16 protein-coding genes are annotated in these 19,118 nt (G+C 40.4%); 6 read left to right on the top strand and 10 right to left on the bottom strand.

Annotated features, from left to right (window positions below):
• Nucleotides 1-80: 80 nt before the first annotated feature.
• The 3 genes from acs to AABB81_RS08360 form a co-directional block, all read right to left on the bottom strand.
• On the bottom strand, nucleotides 81-1,991 hold the full coding sequence (acs, locus tag AABB81_RS08370; protein ID WP_342159896.1) for an acetate--CoA ligase: 1,911 nt from the start codon (nucleotides 1,989-1,991) through the stop codon (nucleotides 81-83).
• 138 nt (nucleotides 1,992-2,129) lie between these two features.
• Nucleotides 2,130-3,818, bottom strand: a complete 1,689-nt coding sequence (locus AABB81_RS08365) for a sodium:solute symporter family protein (RefSeq protein ID WP_342159895.1) — start codon at nucleotides 3,816-3,818, stop codon at nucleotides 2,130-2,132.
• Nucleotides 3,819-3,821: 3 nt separating this feature from the next.
• Nucleotides 3,822-4,076, bottom strand: a complete 255-nt coding sequence (locus AABB81_RS08360; protein ID WP_342159894.1) for a DUF4212 domain-containing protein — start codon at nucleotides 4,074-4,076, stop codon at nucleotides 3,822-3,824.
• A gap of 175 nt (nucleotides 4,077-4,251) precedes the next feature.
• Between AABB81_RS08360 and AABB81_RS08355 the strand changes: the two genes are divergently transcribed.
• Nucleotides 4,252-5,889, top strand: a complete 1,638-nt coding sequence (locus AABB81_RS08355; protein ID WP_342159893.1) for a L,D-transpeptidase family protein — start codon at nucleotides 4,252-4,254, stop codon at nucleotides 5,887-5,889.
• A gap of 100 nt (nucleotides 5,890-5,989) precedes the next feature.
• Here AABB81_RS08355 and AABB81_RS08350 read toward each other — a convergent pair whose 3' ends face one another.
• From AABB81_RS08350 to AABB81_RS08340, 3 genes are all read right to left on the bottom strand, one after another.
• Entirely contained in the window at nucleotides 5,990-6,478 is a 489-nt protein-coding gene (locus AABB81_RS08350) for a SixA phosphatase family protein (RefSeq protein ID WP_342159891.1), read from the bottom strand.
• Between the two features lie 111 nt (nucleotides 6,479-6,589).
• Nucleotides 6,590-7,237, bottom strand: a complete 648-nt coding sequence (pdxH, locus tag AABB81_RS08345) for a pyridoxamine 5'-phosphate oxidase (RefSeq protein ID WP_342159890.1) — start codon at nucleotides 7,235-7,237, stop codon at nucleotides 6,590-6,592.
• A gap of 14 nt (nucleotides 7,238-7,251) precedes the next feature.
• Nucleotides 7,252-8,727: a sodium:solute symporter gene (locus tag AABB81_RS08340; protein WP_342159889.1), complete on the bottom strand. Its 1,476-nt coding sequence runs from the start codon at nucleotides 8,725-8,727 to the stop codon at nucleotides 7,252-7,254.
• A gap of 127 nt (nucleotides 8,728-8,854) precedes the next feature.
• Between AABB81_RS08340 and recR the strand changes: the two genes are divergently transcribed.
• Nucleotides 8,855-9,472, top strand: a complete 618-nt coding sequence (gene recR / locus AABB81_RS08335) for a recombination mediator RecR (RefSeq protein ID WP_342159887.1) — start codon at nucleotides 8,855-8,857, stop codon at nucleotides 9,470-9,472.
• Nucleotides 9,473-9,498: 26 nt separating this feature from the next.
• Here recR and AABB81_RS08330 read toward each other — a convergent pair whose 3' ends face one another.
• On the bottom strand, nucleotides 9,499-9,969 hold the full coding sequence (locus AABB81_RS08330) for a hypothetical protein (protein WP_342159885.1): 471 nt from the start codon (nucleotides 9,967-9,969) through the stop codon (nucleotides 9,499-9,501).
• Nucleotides 9,970-10,053: 84 nt separating this feature from the next.
• Between AABB81_RS08330 and AABB81_RS08325 the strand changes: the two genes are divergently transcribed.
• Nucleotides 10,054-11,175: a glycosyltransferase family 2 protein gene (locus tag AABB81_RS08325; RefSeq protein WP_342159884.1), complete on the top strand. Its 1,122-nt coding sequence runs from the start codon at nucleotides 10,054-10,056 to the stop codon at nucleotides 11,173-11,175.
• On the opposite strand, the gene AABB81_RS08320 is transcribed toward AABB81_RS08325, so the two are convergent.
• Entirely contained in the window at nucleotides 11,170-13,245 is a 2,076-nt protein-coding gene (locus tag AABB81_RS08320; RefSeq protein ID WP_342159883.1) for an acetate--CoA ligase family protein, read from the bottom strand. The genes AABB81_RS08325 and AABB81_RS08320 overlap by 6 nt on opposite strands.
• Nucleotides 13,246-13,423: 178 nt before the next feature.
• Between AABB81_RS08320 and AABB81_RS08315 the strand changes: the two genes are divergently transcribed.
• Nucleotides 13,424-14,590, top strand: a complete 1,167-nt coding sequence (locus tag AABB81_RS08315; RefSeq protein ID WP_342159882.1) for an aminotransferase-like domain-containing protein — start codon at nucleotides 13,424-13,426, stop codon at nucleotides 14,588-14,590.
• On the opposite strand, the gene AABB81_RS08310 is transcribed toward AABB81_RS08315, so the two are convergent.
• The gene (locus tag AABB81_RS08310; protein ID WP_342159881.1) at nucleotides 14,580-15,173 is read right to left on the bottom strand and encodes an indolepyruvate oxidoreductase subunit beta; all 594 of its coding nucleotides are present in this window, start codon (nucleotides 15,171-15,173) and stop codon (nucleotides 14,580-14,582) included. The two genes, AABB81_RS08315 and AABB81_RS08310, sit on opposite strands and share 11 nt — an antisense overlap.
• A 9-nt stretch (nucleotides 15,174-15,182) precedes the next feature.
• Nucleotides 15,183-16,796, bottom strand: coding sequence for a thiamine pyrophosphate-dependent enzyme (locus tag AABB81_RS08305; protein ID WP_342159880.1), 1,614 nt, complete (start codon nucleotides 16,794-16,796; stop codon nucleotides 15,183-15,185).
• 191 nt (nucleotides 16,797-16,987) lie between these two features.
• On the opposite strand from AABB81_RS08305, the gene AABB81_RS08300 reads away from it, so the two are divergent.
• Together AABB81_RS08300 and AABB81_RS08295 are read left to right on the top strand one after the other, a co-directional pair.
• On the top strand, nucleotides 16,988-17,593 hold the full coding sequence (locus AABB81_RS08300; protein WP_342159879.1) for a precorrin-2 dehydrogenase/sirohydrochlorin ferrochelatase family protein: 606 nt from the start codon (nucleotides 16,988-16,990) through the stop codon (nucleotides 17,591-17,593).
• A 180-nt stretch (nucleotides 17,594-17,773) separates the two neighbouring features.
• Nucleotides 17,774-19,093, top strand: coding sequence for a dihydrolipoamide acetyltransferase family protein (locus AABB81_RS08295; RefSeq protein WP_342159878.1), 1,320 nt, complete (start codon nucleotides 17,774-17,776; stop codon nucleotides 19,091-19,093).
• Nucleotides 19,094-19,118: the final 25 nt, after the last annotated feature.

Here is a 19,118-nt window from a genome sequence, read left to right as displayed (position 1 = left end):
AACCTTTTATCAGTCAATTCCAAAAAGCGCAATGAATCATTTTCATAAAATGAATATCATATTATATCCATGTATAACAATCAAAGTGCTCCAGCTTTAATTTCTTCAACTATATCCGGGTTCAAAAGTGTCGAAATATCCCCCAGGTTATCAGCTTCATTTGAGGCAATTTTCCTTAGGATCCTGCGCATGATTTTTCCAGATCTTGTTTTTGGCAGCCCTGACACGAATTGGACTTTGTCCAGTTTGGCAATGGCGCCAATAGTGCTGGCAATTAATTTGTTAATTTCAATTTTCAGGTCTTCATCAGAAGTTTTGCAATCATCGTATTTTGTAACAAAGGCATAAAGGGCATTTCCTTTAACATCGTGTGGAAACCCAACCACAGCACACTCAACGATATCAGCATGCTCGTCAATGGCATTTTCAATCGGAGCTGTCCCTAAATTATGCCCGGAGACGATCACAACATCGTCAACCCTTCCTGTAATTCTATAATTCCCGCTGGCATCCCGATAAGCTCCGTCACCTGTGAAATACATGTTCTTATATGCAGAAAAATAAGTGTCTTTATATCTTTGATGATCGCCGTATATGGTTCTGGCGATCGACGGCCAAGGTGCTTTCATGGCCAACCTGCCTTCTGAGGCTTCCATGCTTTTTTGAACTACTTCATTTCCACGCTCATCCATCAATACGGGTTGAACCCCCGGCAAAGGAAGTGTGGCAAAGGTCGGTCTTGTAGGGGTGATCCCTGCTATAGGTGAAATCATCATTGCCCCGGTTTCAGTTTGCCACCAGGTATCCACAATTGGACAATTTGATTTACCAATGTTATCATTGTACCAGTGCCAGGCTTCCTCATTGATAGGTTCGCCTACAGACCCAAGTACTTTTAAACTAGAAAGATCATGCTTTTCAACCAAAGAAAGAGGATGCTTTGCAAGGGCTCTTATCGCAGTGGGTGCTGTATAAAAATGTGTGACATTCAGTTTGTCGACAATCTCCCAAAACCGGCCGTAATCAGGATAAGAAGGAACGCCTTCAAACATAACTGTGGTGGCTCCGGCACACAACGGACCATAAATAATATATGAATGCCCTGTGATCCAGCCTATATCTGCAGTACACCAGTAAATATCATCTTTTTTACATTGAAATACATTTTCAAAAGTATAGGTTGATCCTACCATATATCCTCCTGTGGTATGAACCATTCCTTTTGGTTTTCCGGTTGAACCGGAGGTGTATAAAATAAACAGGAGATCTTCAGCATCCATCGCTTCAGCCTCACAAGGGGTGTCAACTTTTTGCAATTCGTCAAACCAGAACTTGTCCCTTCCAGGTGTCATTTCAGTCGGTTCAACTGTTCTGCGGTATACAATAACGGTCTCAACAGAAGGTGTGTTTTCAAGTGCCTGATCGCATACTTTTTTAAGATTAATAGGTTTGGTTCCCCTGTAGACTTCATTTGCAGTTATCAGCATTTTACATTGAGAATCATTGATCCTGCTCGACAGGGCCGAAGAAGAAAAGCCCGCGAAGACGATGGAATGCACGGCTCCGATTCGGGCACAGGCCAACATGGCGATAGCGAGCTCAGGTATCATTGGCATGTACAGGCAAACCCGATCTCCTTTCTTGATCCCGTTGTTTTTAAGGACGTTTGCAAATCGTGAGACCTTTACATAAAGTTGCCGATAGGTGATATATCTTGATTCTTCATCGGGATCATTGGGCTCCCAGATGATCGCTGTTTTATTGCCAATGGTTTCCAAATGGCGGTCAAGACAGTTTTCAGTAATGTTTAATTTTGCACCGATAAACCACTTTATTTCGGGTTTGGAAAAATCCCATTCCAATACTTTATCCCATTTCTTTTTCCATTGAAAGTGCTCAGCAACTTCGCTCCAGAATCCTTCAGGATCAGAAACACTTTGTTCATATTTCTCTTTGTACTCTTTAAAGGTGTTGATTTGCAAAGATTTCATAAAATATCAAATTAATTTATTGATTCCAGAATTCATTAGTTGTGACTGATCAATACACGGTCAGGCCACAACCATGACGAATATAAAATTAATGATAATTAATTAGAAAAAAATTCGACGAACGACTAAATTAACGCATCAATGATCATGAGCTTTTCCCGTTCCGGAAGGGATTCTTATATTTTCCACCAATTCCTGAATTTCCAAGGGAGGTTTTGGAGTCATAAATGCGATGCTGAGTGATACCACAAAATTGATGATCATGGCGACCGTTCCAAATCCTTCAGGAGATATTCCCAAAAACCAATCTTCTTGTGTTCCTCCGCCAAACCAGTCGAATTTGAATTTCACCATGTAATAGATCATACTCGCCATACCAACAACCATACCCGCTATGGCACCTTCCTTGTTCATGCGTTTGACGAATATTCCTAATATTATGGCAGGAAAAAATGAAGCTGCAGCAAGGCCAAAGGCCAAAGCCACCGTCGCAGCTACAAAATCGGGTGGGTTTATACCAAAATAACCGGCAATGCAAACGGCTACAACGGCCGAAATCCTTGCCGCCACCAATTCTCCCTTTTCAGATATATCTGGATTCATCATTTTTTTGATCAGGTCATGAGAAACGGATGCCGAAATAACCAACAACAACCCGGCAGCGGTAGAAAGGGCAGCTGCCAGGCCTCCGGCTGCAACCAGTGCAATCACCCAATTGGGTAAATCAGCAATTTCAGGATTGGCCAGTACCATAATATCCCTATCAACGGTTAGTTCATTTAGCTTTGGATCAGCCAGATACTGGACCAATCCATCCTTGTTTTTGTCATTAAATTTCATCAAGCCTGTTTTTTCCCAGTTCCCAACCCATGCCGGCAATTCGTGATAAGGTGTATTTGATACCGTTTCGATAAGGTTCGTTCTTGCAAATACAGCAATTGCCGGTGCAGTGGTATATAAAATGGCAATAAACATCAGGGCCCAGCCCGCAGATTTACGCGCATCACTTACTTTTTTAACAGTAAAAAACCGAACGATCACATGAGGGAGTCCTGCTGTTCCGACCATGAGCGCTGCCGTAATAAAAAACACGTCAAGTTTGCTTTTAGCGCCCGAGGTATATTCGTGAAATCCAAGGTCCCGATGAAGTCCGTCCAATTTATCGAGCAAATATATTCCGTCTGTGCCTGTGCTTCCAAAGCCTAATTGTGGAATTGGAATTCCGGTCATCTGGATTGAAATAAATATGGCCGGCACCATGAATGCAAAAATAAGGACACAGTATTGGGCTACTTGTGTGTAGGTAATGCCTTTCATACCGCCTAATACAGCATAAAACAAAACGATGATCATCCCAATCAACACCCCTGAAGTAATGTCTACTTCCAAAAATCTGGAAAATACCAATCCCACCCCTCTCATCTGTCCTGCGACATAGGTAAAGGAGACAATTAAGGCACAAAATACAGCCACCGACCTGGCAACATTCGAATAATACCGATCCCCTATAAAATCAGGAACGGTGAATTTTCCGAATTTCCGTAAATAAGGCGCCAGTAAAAGGGCTAACAAAACATAGCCGCCCGTCCATCCCATAAGATATACCGAACCGTCGTAACCACTGAATGAGATCAGCCCTGCCATTGAAATAAACGAGGCAGCCGACATCCAGTCAGCGGCGGTGGCCATTCCATTGGCAAGAGGAGAAACCCCGCCTCCTGCTACATAGAATTCTTTGGTGGAAGAGGCCCTTGACCAGATTGCAATTCCTATATAAAGTGAAAATGTGATGGCGATCAATAGCCAGGTCCAGATTTGTAATGTCATAATTTAATCGTTTAGCCCGTATTTTTTATCGAGTTTATTCATAAGTCTTATATAGACCAGGATGATGAGTACAAAGAAATAAATCGATCCTTGCTGGGCAAACCAGAAGCCAAGTTTGAAGCCCCCAAGCCGTATGGCATTTAATTCATCCACAAGAATAATTCCCATGACATAAGAGACAAGAAACCATATTGACAAGAGAACCCCTAAATATTTGAGATTTGTTTTCCAATATTTTTTATGATCACCGTGAGGCATATACAGATGTTTTAAAGAATGATCGACTAATATAGATATTTTTTAATTGCTCCGAAAAGCCGTTAACCGGCTTGCATAAGACGGTCAGTGTACTGATAAAATATTGTTTTTAATTACTGCAGCTTTTTTATGAGAATAATTGGATATTTTTGTTAGCTAAACAAGCTGATATATCATGAGTACATTCAAACAAGTTTTATTACTCCTTATATTTTTTTTGCCGGTTGTTCTTCTTCATGCACAGGATCTTTCTGTTGAAGAAATACTGGAGGACAAGATTCTTGCGAAGGAAACGCAAGGGACCGTTATTGTGGAAGGTATCGAATTATTTTCTCAAGTTGAATTGCCTAAGTTCTATACCAACAGGGAATTTGAATTGGCCTGGACGAGTCATAAAAACAGAAGGGACCTGATCGAAAGCCTCGAATCATCTTATGATGAAGGGCTTAGTCCTGAAGATTATCATCTTGACAGGATCAGAAAATTAATGGCTAAATCAGACAAAGCAAAACTGAGTAAGACAGAAACGGCAGACCTTGACCTTTTGATGACCGATGCCCTGATCCTTTATGCGTCTCATCTTTTGGAGGGCAAGCTGGAGCAATCTGAAATAAGAAAAAATTGGGATGTCGAAAGAAACGCAGGCCCGTCTAATCCTGACAGTCTTTTGACGATCACTTTGCACAATCAAAATATTAAACAGGTATTTGAAGATTTTAAACCCCATCACTATATGTATGATCTCATGAAATTTCATTTGAAACGATTGAGGAAAGAATCGGCACAAGGCGGGTGGCCATGGGTGAGTGATGGAGAGGTATTAAAGCCAGGAGATACAGCGGGCAGAGTTGCTGAAATCAGAAAATATCTCATAGCAGTAGGAGACCTTAAAGAAAGCCTGGTGGAAAATAAGAACATATTCGATAAAGATCTTGAACAAGGTGTTAAAAAATTTCAGTGGAGGCACAAATTAACACAGGATGGCGTTATTGGAAAAGGCACCGTTGAACAAATGCAGGTCCCGGTTGAGGACCGCATTGATATGTTACTGCTCAATCTTGAAAGAACACGATGGATATTTCATCAACCTGATGAGGATTTTTTGTTGGTCAATATAGCAGGGTTTCATGTAAAGAGATTCACCAATCGGAAAGAAGTGTTTAATTCAAGGGCGATTGTTGGGAAATACCACAAGGAGTCTCCAATTTTTAAGGGAGTTATGGAATATATCGTGATAAATCCTACCTGGATCCTGCCTTATTCCATTGCAACACACGAAACTTTACCCAACTTAAAGAAAGATCCCGGGTATTTGGAGGAGAAGCACATGGAGGTTATGGATAACAAAGGAAAATTACTCAATCCTTCCTCTATTGACTGGAACCAGTATTCATCTGGAAATTTTCCTTTTATCATACGGCAAAAGGCAGGTCCCTGGAATGCACTAGGGGAGGTCAAATTTATTTTTCCTAATAAATATGCCGTATACCTTCACGATACTCCTTCACGTGGCTTGTATAATCAGCAGGACAGGGCTTTTAGCCATGGCTGCATCAGGACCGAAGATAAATGGGGCCTTTTAATGAGCCTGATGAACGATCCGGAAGTTTGGAATATGGAGAAGATCAATGAAATTTTAGAATCAGGAGAAACAACAAAAATCTACTTGCCCAAACCCATAAATATTTACTTGATTTATCTTACGGCAGCTGTTGATCAGGACAACAACTTAATGTTTATGAAAGATGTGTATAAAAGAGATGATGCTGTTTTAAAGGCTCTTAAGGCACCTTTTACATTCAACGAAGGATAGTGATGAAATTTTGAATTACTTTTCTCAAGCTCCGGCAGGAGCATCTTTTTAGCACGTTCGTCTTCAAAGTGAACTTCATAACCGCAGTGCATTCACTTGTTTATTTATAGTATTTTGGAAATTCTGTAAACAGGGTTTTGCCGTCTTTTATGTTTTTCCAGTGTTTTGTATTGAATTCAATGGCTACTACCCCACAGGTGGGTACATGGTGAATCGCAATGTTGCCAAATTTATTGACAAAATCACTAATACCGTGGTCATGACTGAATATAATAGCGGAGTCAAAGCCGTTATCCAGCGCCTTTACGGTTTTGATCAAATAACCATCACTAAAACTGTAAAGTGATTTGCTGATCTTTAAGTTGGCCAAAGGGTAATTAAAAGAATAGCTGAAGATCATGGCTGTATGAAGCGCCCGGTTTGCGCAACTTGATACAAAGACCGATGGGGTTTCAATTTTTTTCTGTAATACTTTGGAAATCAAATAGGCATCTTCGATACCTCTTTTCTTCAGGGGGCGATCTATGTCCTTAATACCTTCGTATTCCCAGGACGATTTGGCATGACGCACAATAAACAGTGTTTTCATCTTATCAATTCGCAAAAATAAACTTAGCTGTTCTCAAATATAAACAAATTAAGAAGCGAAATTTTTCAATACTTATTTTTTTTAAAACTTCTTTCAAATTAAACCACAGGTTTAGGGCTGAAGCCGGGTTACCTTCCATTCGTAATCTTCCTGCAAGGCAAATAGAATCCTGTCGTGCATCCTGTTAGGCCTGCCCTGCCAAAATTCCATGGATACGGGTTTGACGATGATCCCTCCCCAGTGTTCGGGTCTGGGAATTTCTTTGTTGGCATATGCTTCTTCTAATTGCTTTAGCTTTAAATCAAGGGCATCCCTTGAATCAATCTCCTCACTCTGATCTGAGGCCCAGGCACCAAGCTTGCTTCCATCTGGTCTTGATTCAAAATATCCATCCGACAAATTGGGTGCTAATTTTTCGGCAACCCCTTTGATTATAATTTGCCGTTCAGGTCCGTGCCAGAAAAAATTGAGGCATACATTTGGATTTGCTTCTATCGCTCTTCCCTTTTCACTCTTGTAATTTGTATAAAAAATAAAGCCTTCCCAGGTGAATTTTTTCAACAAAACAATACGGGTTTTTGGATAACCATCTAAACCAATTGTTGAAACACTCATTGCATTTGCCTCTTCCAAGCCGTCAAAGTCATCAGCTTCAAGAAACCATTTTTGGAATAGCTCCATTGGGTTTTCGGGTAACTCCTCCTTTATCAAAGGATTTCGCTCATAATTTTTTCTGTAATGGCTAAGGTCTTTTTCCATGTTTCAAAAATACATTAAATTTTGCTGTGACCCTCTTTTTGACGGATCAGGTATAATCCTGTAAAGGTCAGGAATCCGTTAATGATTAAAATTTCATAACCAAAGGTATAACCATTAAACCAGCTTGCCGCATATGAATTCAGTACAAAACTTAAGGCCACAGACGCAATAGCAATCAGCCATACCCAATTGTCCTTAACCTTGTGTTTGGTAAGCAGGCCAAAGGAAAATAAGCCTAATAATGGCCCATAGGTATAAGACGATACTTGCAGCAGACTACTGATAATATTATCATGTAACAGGTATTTGAATGCTATAATAATCAGCACGAGCAAGCCCGAAAAAGCGAGGTGGATTCTTTTGCGTATTTTCTTTTTTTCTCCTTTTATTTTTGAATCAATATCCATAAAATCAATACTGAACGAAGTGGTTAGAGAAGTAAGTGCGCTGTCGGCACTTGAATAGGCCGCAGCGATCAACCCAAGGATAAATACAATGCCAAACCCGACTCCAAGGCCCTGGTTGAGAGCGATTTCGGGAAAAAGCAAATCAGTTTTGACCTTTCCGTCTACCACAGGAATAGCTACATCATATTCTTGAGCATAAGTAAAAAGAAGTGCCCCCAGAAACAAGAAGATCAAATTTACCGGGATGAGCACCAAACCCAGTGATATTACATTTTTTTGAGCATCCCTCAGGTTTTTACAAGTGAGATTTTTTTGCATATTATCCTGATCGAGCCCCGTCATGGCTATGGCAATAAACATACCTCCAAGCAACCCTTTCAACCAGTATTTTCGATCATTGACATCTTCGGAAAAAACAGTCTTGCTGTATTTTTTAAAGTCATCTGAGTTTATGAATTCCATAAAATCATAAGGCAGGAGATCCATGAGGATCAGTACGGCAAAAACCACAGCGGCCAGCATAAAAAAAGTTTGTAAGGTATCGGTCCAAACTATGGTTTTAATGCCTCCTCTAAAAGTATAGAGCCAAATAAACAATACGGATATGATGACAGTAGCCACAAAGGGTATATGCCAGGCATCAAGGATAAAGTATTGCAGCACCGATGCGACAAGGAATAATCTGAACGACGCAATCAGCATCCGGGACAACAAAAAGAAAAAGGCTCCCGTTTTATGACTTTTAGGCCCGAATCTTTGATGCAGGTACCCATAGATCGAGGTGAGGTTCATTCTGTAATACAAGGGGAGCAATACAAATGCGATGACCAGATAACCTAAAAAGTATCCGATAACAAGTTGCATATAACTAAACTGCGTGCTGCTGACCCATCCCGGAACCGAAATAAAAGTGACCCCTGAAAGAGAGGCGCCAATCATGCCGAATGCCACCACGTACCAGGGCGAGTTTCTGTTGGCCCTAAAGAAAACCTTATTGCTATCGTCCTTCGAAGTGAGGTAAGTAATGCCGATAAGCAAGGCAAAATAGGCCAGTACGATGGTCAGTAGTAAAAAAGGAGACATAGTTCAACATTAAAGTGCAAAAGTAACAGATTTTGATTTGGGAACTGTTGAAAATATTAGAATAAGAAACCTATTAATATCAGGTTGTTGATGGTTTTCAAAAATTTAAAAACATTACATTTGCAACATGGATTTTTCGTCAAAATTATTGGAAAATGCTGTGAATGAAATGGCGCAGTTACCCGGGATAGGCCGACGTACGGCACTTCGCCTGGTATTACACTTGTTAAAACAACCAAAAGAACAAACCCAGTATTTAGCAGAGGCCCTTAAAAATTTCAGGGATGAGATTAAGCTGTGTAAAAACTGTCACAATATCTCAGATATGGAATTATGTGAGATCTGTACAAACAAGCGGAGAGACCCTGAGCTGATTTGTGTAGTGGAAGATATAAGAGATGTGATGGCTATAGAAAACACAGCTCAGTTCAAAGGGTTTTACCATGTGCTTGGAGGTAAGATATCACCTATAGAGGGCATTGGTCCGCATAATCTAACCATCGAAGATCTTGTTCAAAAAGTGGAAAGGGGAGGTATCAAGGAGATCATTTTAGCTTTGAGCTCGACCATGGAAGGGGATACTACCAACTTTTATATATACAGGCGCCTGCAAAAACATGAAGTCAATTTAACGACGATCGCCAGGGGAATTTCGGTAGGAGATGAAATTGAATACGCCGACGAGGTAACCCTCGGGCGCAGCATCATCAACAGGGTTCCTTTTGAACAAGGCATCAAACGATAGGCGATAAGACATAAAATCCGCACTGATTAAAGATCTTCCAATTCCCTGTAATAATCATATTGCAGGTCTTCGTGTAATAAACCGGTTTTCTTTTTGCATTCGGCGATAAGACGGTAATACAGGGTTTCTACTTTTTTATTTCTGTGAATGGAAGGCTTGAAATTTTTCAATTTCTGACAAAAGTAGATTAACAACTCTAATTCGGTCTCTTTGTTTTGAGAATAGCGGATGTATTTTTTTGTATGGTTTAAAATTGAACGGATGCTTTTTTTGACAAAATAGGGGCTTTTGCGATTGACGTGCTCAAATTTTTCGTCGATTTCCTCCTTAACGCTCTCAATATAAGACTGCTCGTCGGATGATTCAAAAAGCAGATAGGTAAGGAGTTCTTTGTTTTCTTTCTTAAAACGAGAGAGTCTTAAACACAGCTCTAATATCTCTTTTGGAGATTTTTCCTGAAGTTCGGTTTTGAGTTCCCTTACAGTAGCTGATTTCATAGGTTTATGATTATATACACAAATATAGAGCTATGTCTTGACTAAATAATAAATTGTCATATTTTTACCGAAAAACTACTGCTTTTGGTCAGCATCTCTGTTATCATTGTCAATTATAATGCCCGGTATTTTCTTAGGAACTGCATTGGAAGCATACTTAGTTCTGACATCGCAGAAGAAGTAGAGGTTATCGTTGTTGATAATAATTCTTCAGACGGTAGTTCTGAAATGATACAGCGTGATTTCCCTCAGGTGAATTATGTTCAGAATGATGAAAACATAGGTTTCTCCAAAGCCAACAACATAGGTGTTTCATTGGCAAAGGGAAGCTATGTACTTATTTTGAACCCGGATACCATGTTGACAGAAACTACGCTGTCGGAGCTCTTACATTTTAGTGAGCAACAAGCTGATTTCGGAGCTGCCGGAGTACATTTTATTGATGGGTCAGGTAAATATCTTCCCGAAAGCAAAAGGAATTTCCCTGATTTAAAGGTCGCGGGTGCTAAACTTCTGGGCTACTCCAAATATTATTATGCCAATCATATTGGCAAGAACGAAATTACAGAGATCGATATTCTGACTGGGGCCTTTATGTTTATCAAAAAGAAGGTTTATAAAGAGGTAGGCGGATTTGATGAAGATTTTTTTATGTATGGAGAAGATATTGATTTAAGTTATAGAATTAGCAGCTCGGGATACAAAAATTATTATGTGGGGAGCACAAAAGTCTTACACTTTAAAGGGGAATCTACCGTTAAAAATACCTTCTATTTTCGCAATTTTTATGGCGCACTCAGTATATTCTACAGGAAGCATTTTCCGAACAGAAAAGCCCTCTATGGTTTGATTGAAGTCTTGGTGAGCATGATTATTACAGTAAAATCTGTCAGGGTTTCTCCTGATAAAGGCGACCCGGTTATGTTCGATACATGGATCTATTTTGGAAACGACAAGCAAGTTTTTGAGAAGCTAAAAAACAAGTATCCTTTTTCAAATGGTTTATATGAACAACCTGCCGGTAAGGAATTCCTACAACCTGAATTGGCTTTTTTTGACAGTAAGAACCTGAGTTATACTAAAATAATTGAAAGAATAAGCGACCCCAATTTTAGTGGGGTCAAAAAAAGAATCATCTCGGCTGACCAATCTTTTTATTTGGGTAGTGATGCATCAGATGAAAGGGGAGAGGTCGTGATTTTATAAGGTATTTTCGTCTTGTTTTTCAATTTTGATTCTTGCGTCAACGGCAATGGCAGCGTCTTCGTTCAACATCAACGGATTGATATCCAACTCGGTTATTTCAGGTATGCTTTCCATGAGTTCAGAGACTTTTTGAAGCACCTCATATAAAGCTTCCAGATTACACGGGGCTTCCGCTCTCATTCCATCAAGGATAGGTTTGATCCGCAGTTTGCTTACCATTTCCACGGCATCCTTTCTTGTTATTGGCGATAGGCTGGACTCACTGTCTTTAAGCGCTTCTACATAGATTCCGCCGGCACCGCAAAGGATCAACGGAGGAAAACCAGCTTCTCTTTTTGCTCCTGTAAAAATTTCTTTTCCTTTGATCATCTCTTGTATCAAAACAGCGGTAGCACCTTTAATTTTTTTCAATTTCCTGAAGTTATGCAACAAATCGCTGACATTTGTCACGTCAATGATTACCCCTTTTATGTCACTTTTGTGCAGAGGTCCGACAACTTTTTGGACCACCGGGTAATTCAGGGAGCCGGATATCTTCAATAATTCTGTTTCGGTACTAACTACTTGCTGTTGAGCACAGCGAATTCCGGCAGCCTGCAGGATCGCATAGACCTGGTCAGCTTGCAGGAACCCATTCGGAAACTCCCTGGCCAGTGTCCTGATGTTTGAGTATTGTTTCGGTTTGATTTTAAATAGTTGTCCAGATGGTACACTATTCTCCATCACTTTGGCAAGACATGTTCCAAAAAGGTATTCATCATTAAAGGCCAGATTCCCTTTTTTTATGAAATTGCTGATCTCTTCCCTGACGTTCACAACAGAAGGTAAAATAGCAAATACAGGCTTACTTGATCGTTGAGCCATTTGATGAATTACTTTATAGGCCTCTGTTACAGTTCCCAGCCCGGGGCTGCCGAAAATCACAATTACGGCATCGATTTCTTTTACGTCACGTTCACAATAGTCCAAAACCTTTTCCAGTTGATCGGCAGTTCCGGTAGCCAGAATGTCAATCGGGTTGGCAGTGGCTGCGCCCGGGTAGAGTAATTGCTTTAAAGCATTTTGATGGGCAACTGAAAGGTCTGGGACAGATAAGCCGTTTTGAGTCAGGGTATCGGTCAGGATTACACCCGGGCCTCCTGCATGAGTGACGACTGCAAAGCGCTTTGGTTTTTGTTGAGTTGCCTGCAGAATGGCAGCAATAGTTATCAGTTCGTACCTGCTGTAACACCTTATGATTCCGGCCTTTTTAAAGAGTGCCTGTACAAACAGGTCTGAGTTGACCATGGCACCTGTATGTGATGCCGCGGCGGCATTTCCTTTGTCGGTAACACCCGATTTCAGGGCGACTATTGAACAGCCCTTTCGCCTTAAAGAAATAGCATGTTCAAGTAGTTTGGAAGCATTTTTTACTGACTCCAGATACAGCATGATGACAAGGCTGCTTTCACCCTGCCTGAAGGTATCGTCAAGATGTTCCAATATGTCTTCTGCTCCTAATTGGGCACTATTTCCCACCGTAAATATGTTGGAGAACCTCAAGCCAATCTGCTGTGCCGCTTCCAATGTAAATACTGCGGTTGCGCCGGAACCAGATATAAAACTGACGCCTTTTTTATCGATCACGGGAAGAGGCCGGGTAAAGATCCCGGCATAGTGGCGGTTGATCATACCAATGTTGTTGGGGCCTAAAAGACTTCCGCCGGCGCTGCTGATGAGTGTGGTTATTTTTCTCTCCAGATCGCGTCCTTCTTTATTGAGTTCTCCAAACCCGGATGAAAAAATGATAAACCCTCTGGTTCCTTTTGATTTAATTAATTCCTCAATCACCGGCCAAATTTCCTGCGCAGGAATGGCAATTATGGCAAGATCAGTTTGAGGAAGGAGAGAAGCGTCTCGATAAGATTTTACACCTTGTACCTCATCTTTTTTGGGATTCACAACGTATAAGTCTCCTTTAAATTCCTGATCAAGAAGGTTTTTGAGGACACTCCCCCCTAAATGGTCAAGATGATCCGAACCTCCTATTACTGCGATACTCGATGGTTGAAGAAGGTTATTATGCAACATAACTGTGCTGGATTGGTAGATGTAAAATAAGCCAAAAAAAATGACCCATTTACTGATATTTATCAAGTCTTTTAGGCTCAAAAATTAGTTACTTTGATAAACGGATTAAAGTGTGAACAATATGTACCCATTCTCACGGGCAGTTAATTCAATGCACTCAGAAGACATTAAATTATTGATGAAACAGTCTTCAGGGAAAGGTTTGATCTCTTTTGCCGGCGGGATGCCAAATAATGATCTGTTTCCGGTAAAGCAAATAGATAAAATTTATAACAGTTTAAGCGACGATACTAAGAAACTTTGTTTTCAATACGGCCCAACTACAGGGTATCCTCCATTGATAAGGTCTCTTCAAAAAATGATGCTGAAAAAGGGTTTACCTGCTAAAACAGATAAAATTCTTGTGACTACAGGGTCCTTACAGGCCATAAGTATTATCACGCAGGAATTTGTAAATGAAGGAGACATTATCCTTACTGAGAATCCCTGTTTTGTTGGCGCTTTGTCTGTTTTCGAAACATACCGCGCAAAAATTATAGGGATACCCATTGATGAAGAAGGGATAGATATAGATGCTTTAAGAAAAGTGATTTCAACATTGAAAAGGCCTCCAAAATTTCTTTATATCACACCGAATTTTCACAATCCTGCAGGAATTTTATACACAGAAAAGCGAAGGCGCGCGCTATTGGAAACCCTATCCGGAACTGATATCATATTGATCGAAGATGATGCTTATGGAGACCTTTATTTTGATGTGAACGACAAGCCCTTGACACGACCTTTGAAATCATACCATGCTTATGATGTAGAGATCATTTATACAGGCTCTTTCTCTAAAATATTGGGGCCTGGATTCCGTTTGGGATATATGCTGTCTTCACCGGAAATATTTGAAAAAGCCGAAACCATTAAACAGGCACTTGATGCCTGTACCTCTAATTTTATGCAAATTTTGGCACAGCATTTCATCGATGAAGGTTATTTGACACCCTATCTTGATTTCCTGAGAAAGGAATACAGCGAAAGAAAGGAAATCCTTCAACGAAGTTTGGAGGAACATCTACCTGACGGTATTCGGTGGATCGAACCCAAAGGTGGATTTTATATATGGTTAAGGCTGCCAAATGAACTCAGTGCCAGTGCCATTTTTAAGGACTGCCTGGAAAAAGGCGTTGTATTTGTTGCAGGAAAAACGTTCGACCCGGAAAATGAGGAGGACCACAACCTTCGGTTGTCATTCTCCAACATGCCCAAAAAGGAAATTGAAAAAGGCGTAGTTCTTCTTTCTAAAGTCATCAAAAATCACCTAAAAGTTTCGATGTTATACGATACTAATACATGAACTCAACGAATTCCTTGGCTTTCTGGCGTCCAAGTTGAAAAGCTTCAGTGTTTTTAATTCTTACCTTTTCACTTTTATCCCTGAAACAATAATTAATCGCCTGCAGGATCTTTTCTTCTGGTATCGGCAGATGATCTGCGGCAGCACCTAATAAGACCATATTGCAAACCTTAGTGTTTCCCATGTCCTTTGCACAGCTTTTGGCGTTAATGATGATATGGTTAACGTGTTTTTTTATCTGTTTGTATAATTCGTGTTTGTCGGGATAGTTGATTATATTTTCAAAGGTACTCGAATCGGTAATGATCCAACCGTTTTTTTTAAGGTAAGGAATATGTCTTAAAAGCTCCATAGGTTCAGCAGATAAGATAAGATCGACTTTTCCCTCAGGAATGAGGTCGGAGTAGATCTCCTTGTCAGAAATCCTGACATGGCAGTGAACCGCACCACCACGTTGGCTCATTCCATGAACCTCAGATTGTTTAACAAATAGATTGAGTTGTAGGGCGGCAATGTCAATAATGGAAGCCAGGGTGAGGATCCCTTGTCCACCAACTCCGGATAAGATAATATTCGACTTCATAATGTAGATTTAGTTTAAGGAGGCTATTGTTTGTTTAATTTGTTCTTTACTTTCTCTGCTTAGCCTTACACATGGCCTTTCAGAGAGGATAACAGATACCCCTTTATAGTGAACTTCTTTTCTCAGAATTTCGAGATTTTTTTGAAAATTCTTCTTTAAAGGTTCGATTCTTTTCAAGTGTTTCGGGTCTACCCCGAGGCCCAGGCAGATATCCTTTAAACGCCCTGTTGCAACAGATGGCTGAGCTCCTGTCATGGCAACAGTTGAATTGTCTGAAATAATGACTGTGATGGGAGACTTCTCATTAATGGCTTCCAGCAAACCAGTCATGCCCGAATGGGTAAAAGTAGAATCACCAATTACGGCAATGGCGCTCTCGATTCCTGCATCCGCTGCACCTTTGGCCATGGTTATGGACGCACCCATATCAATTAAGGTGTTGACTGTATTAAGGGGAGTCAATGCACCAAGTGCATAGCAGCCAATATCGCCAAATACTTTTTTTTGTCCAATTTCAGGGAGTATCTCCTGAATCACTTTAAACAGATCGAGGTGTCCACATCCATCGCAGAGCTGAGGAGGTCTTCCGACTACAAGATCGGATGTTTGTGCAGTTTCATTTCGATAAAGGCCTATTGCCCTTGCTACGATATTAGGATTCAGTTCTCCTGTTTGAGGCAAGTGCCCGCTCAGTTTTCCGGTGACTTTTGGAGTTTCGTCAAAATAGTCGTTCAGAAGCTCTTCCACCAATGGATATCCCTCTTCTATTACGAGCAGTTCGTCGCAATCACCATATATTTTTTTGAGTTTTTCTTTGGGTAACGGATATTGAGAGATCTTTAACAATGAGAAAAAACCTAAATCATCGGCAAGGTTTTCCATAACATAATTGTATCCTATCCCACAGGCCACGATTCCCAGGGTGCGATCCTTATTTTGCACCAAGTGATTCCAGGATGACTTTTCGGAGGCCTCGAGCAAGAGCGATTTTTTATCGACCAGTTTTTCGTATTGTACTTTTGCATTCGAAGGAACCAAGGCAAAACGATCTGTATTCACGGGCAACTGTATGCCATTTTGTGCCCTTCTTTCTTTGAATATAACTCCTGTACGTGAATGGGATAATCTGGTTACCAAACGCAATAAAACAGGGAGTTGAGTTTCTTCCGACAGATCAAAGGCGTAGTGCATCATGTTATAGGCCTCCTGCTGATTTGAGGGCTCCAAAACTGGAACTTTGGCAAATTTTCCATAGAAACGCGAATCCTGTTCATTCTGTGAAGAATGCATCGAAGGATCATCGGCCACCACAACTACCAATCCACCATTGATTCCTGAGACTGCCATATTCATAAATACGTCAGAAGCTACATTGAGCCCTACGTGTTTCATGACCGTAAGGGCCCTCTTTCCGCAGTACGACATTCCGAGAGCAGCTTCCATTGCAGTTTTTTCATTGACCGACCAGCTGGAATGAATACCGAGTTCTTTTGCGATTTTAGATTGTTGTATATACTCAGTTATTTCTGTGGAGGGCGTGCCCGGATAGGCGTAAACCCCTGAAATACCAGAATCGATGGCCCCTTGTGCCAATGCTTCATTTCCAAGAACCAAATTTTTCATTCACGCTGATTTTCATGTATTCTAAAGGTAAATGTAAAAGTTAGGAATAGAAATTTTTATGATTTTCATCATACTATCGGTTGTGAGATGGAAAAAATTGAAAAAGTTTCCTGAGGCTTTTGATAAAATTCAAGTATTTTTGAAGAGTCTTCAGTTTTTTCAACCTGATTATTGACCTTAAAATTTGTGTTTTGGAACAAAATGAGCTTTATCCTGTTTTTCTCAAAGTGGCAGCTTTGGATGTATTGATCGTAGGGGGTGGCCATGTTGGATTGGAGAAACTGACCTTTCTCCTGAAGTCCAGTCCCAATGCCAAAGTTACTTTGGTTTCAAAGTCATTTATCCCCGAAGTTATTTCACTTGCCGGGGGATTTAATGTTTCATTAGTCAAGGATGCCTATAAAAGAAGTTATTTGTCGGGAAAGCAGATAGTCATTGCAACCACTGATGATCTCGACGTGAATATACAAGTATATCATGATTGTAAAAAAGAGAATATTTTGGTGAATTTGGCCGATAATCCTGCTTATTGTGATTTTTACATGGGAGGAATCGTGACCAAAGGCAATGTGAAAATTGCTATTTCCACCAATGGTAAATCGCCGACAGCGGCGAAGAGGCTCAGACAGTTTTTTGAAGAAATACTTCCGGATAATATCAATGAATTGGTTGAAAACCTTAATAGATACAGGAAAACGATTAAAGGTGATTTTGAAGACAAGGTGTCGAAAATGAATGAGCTCACCAAAGAAATGATCAAGATCAAAAAGGATGACCAGGTTTCAGGGAATCCTTAGCAGTTTTTAAAAGGTTGATCATCCAGCGATCAAAGGATTATTTACAGATGGCCCCGAATATCATATTCGCAAAATTAGAGTATTCTGATTAAATTGTTTTTAGTAAAATAGAGTATAGTTAAAAACTCCCTATTATTATCTTTTTAATTTCTTAAATTTGCCCCTAAAATTACCAACGAAATGTCAAAATTTGAATTGAAACTGCCGAAAATGGGTGAAAGCGTTGCCGAGGCAACAATTACTTCTTGGTTGAAGGAGGTTGGGGATACCATTGAAATGGACGAAGCTATCGTAGAAATAGCAACAGATAAGGTTGACTCAGAGGTTCCAAGTGAGGTAGAAGGTGTATTGGTGGAAAGATTTTTTGAAGTTGACGAGGTTGTTGGTGTTGGCCAGGTAATTGCAGTGATCGAAACAAATGGTGAATCTCAAGAAGTTACTGACGAACCCGAAGCAGCAGCTATAGAAGTTCCTGAGGAATTGCCAACAGTTTCATCGGTGAAATCAGCAATGGATTCAGTAAGCACAAATAGTGCTGATATTAGCTCACCAAGTGGAAAGTTTTTTTCACCCTTGGTTAAGAATATTGCAAAAACTGAAGGGATTAGTATTGATGAACTTGAGTCTATAAAAGGAACGGGCAAGGGTGAACGGGTTACCAAGAATGATATTTTGGACTATATTAAAAGAGGCAGAAAAGCTTCGGAGAAAGTACAGGATACAAAAAGCCCTGAACCAGTTTCTGAAAAAGTTGCAAACGCTCCTTCAGTTGAAGCCATTCAACCCGCTTTAAATGATGAAATCATTGAGATGAGCAGAATGGGCAAGCTTATTTCCAAGCATATGGTCGATTCTTTGAGGACCTCGGCACATGTTCAGAGTTTTGTTGAGGTAGATGTTACCAATGTTGTGCGATGGAGAGAGAAAGTCAAAGATGAATTTTTAAAGAGGGAAGGTGAAAAAATCACTTTTACTCCGATCTTTATGGAAGCAGTCGCCAAGGCAATACGTGATTTCCCGATGATGAATATCTCTGTAGACGGAGACAGGATCCTTAAACATAAAGACATCAATTTAGGCATGGCCGCAGCACTTGCAGATGGTAATTTAATTGTTCCTGTAATCAAAAGAGCTGATCAGCTCAATCTTGTGGGCATGACCAAAGCCGTTAATGATCTTGCTCAAAGGTCACGGGCAGGTAAGCTTAATCCGGATGATGTACAGGGAGGTACTTTTACGGTGACGAACGTGGGTTCTTTTGGAAGTATCATGGGTACCCCAATTATCAATCAGCCACAGGTAGGCATATTGGCCCTGGGTTCAATTCGCAAGATTCCTGCGGTTATTGAAACCCCTGAAGGCGATCTTATAGGAATCCGCCATAAAATGATCCTTTCGCATTCCTATGATCACAGAGTCGTCAACGGAGCACTGGGAAGTATGTTTGCCAAAAGAATTGCAGATTATCTGGAAGCCTGGGATGTCAATACCACTTTTTAAGAAAATTATAAAACGAATATAAATT

The organism is Lutimonas vermicola, assembly GCF_038433205.1.
GTDB classification, from domain to species: Bacteria; Bacteroidota; Bacteroidia; order Flavobacteriales; family Flavobacteriaceae; genus Lutimonas; species Lutimonas vermicola.
The sequence above is the reverse complement of the archived record's forward strand: the minus strand, read 5'-3'. Positions and strand labels throughout refer to the sequence as shown.

Bases quoted from the DNA above. Each gene is read 5' to 3' on its own strand.
- acs (WP_342159896.1), bottom strand. From the start codon at position 1,991: ATGAAATCTTTGCAAATCAACACCTTTAAAGAGTACAAAGAGAAATAT.
- AABB81_RS08355 (WP_342159893.1), top strand. From the start codon at position 4,252: ATGAGTACATTCAAACAAGTTTTATTACTCCTTATATTTTTTTTGCCG.
- AABB81_RS08360 (WP_342159894.1), bottom strand. From the start codon at position 4,076: ATGCCTCACGGTGATCATAAAAAATATTGGAAAACAAATCTCAAATAT.
- pdxH (WP_342159890.1), bottom strand. From the start codon at position 7,237: ATGGAAAAAGACCTTAGCCATTACAGAAAAAATTATGAGCGAAATCCT.
- AABB81_RS08340 (WP_342159889.1), bottom strand. From the start codon at position 8,727: ATGTCTCCTTTTTTACTACTGACCATCGTACTGGCCTATTTTGCCTTG.
- AABB81_RS08310 (WP_342159881.1), bottom strand. From the start codon at position 15,173: ATGAAGTCGAATATTATCTTATCCGGAGTTGGTGGACAAGGGATCCTC.
- AABB81_RS08320 (WP_342159883.1), bottom strand. From the start codon at position 13,245: ATGTTGCATAATAACCTTCTTCAACCATCGAGTATCGCAGTAATAGGA.
- recR (WP_342159887.1), top strand. From the start codon at position 8,855: ATGGATTTTTCGTCAAAATTATTGGAAAATGCTGTGAATGAAATGGCG.
- AABB81_RS08315 (WP_342159882.1), top strand. From the start codon at position 13,424: ATGAAACAGTCTTCAGGGAAAGGTTTGATCTCTTTTGCCGGCGGGATG.
- AABB81_RS08350 (WP_342159891.1), bottom strand. From the start codon at position 6,478: ATGAAAACACTGTTTATTGTGCGTCATGCCAAATCGTCCTGGGAATAC.
- AABB81_RS08330 (WP_342159885.1), bottom strand. From the start codon at position 9,969: ATGAAATCAGCTACTGTAAGGGAACTCAAAACCGAACTTCAGGAAAAA.
- AABB81_RS08295 (WP_342159878.1), top strand. From the start codon at position 17,774: ATGTCAAAATTTGAATTGAAACTGCCGAAAATGGGTGAAAGCGTTGCC.
- AABB81_RS08305 (WP_342159880.1), bottom strand. From the start codon at position 16,796: ATGAAAAATTTGGTTCTTGGAAATGAAGCATTGGCACAAGGGGCCATC.
- AABB81_RS08365 (WP_342159895.1), bottom strand. From the start codon at position 3,818: ATGACATTACAAATCTGGACCTGGCTATTGATCGCCATCACATTTTCA.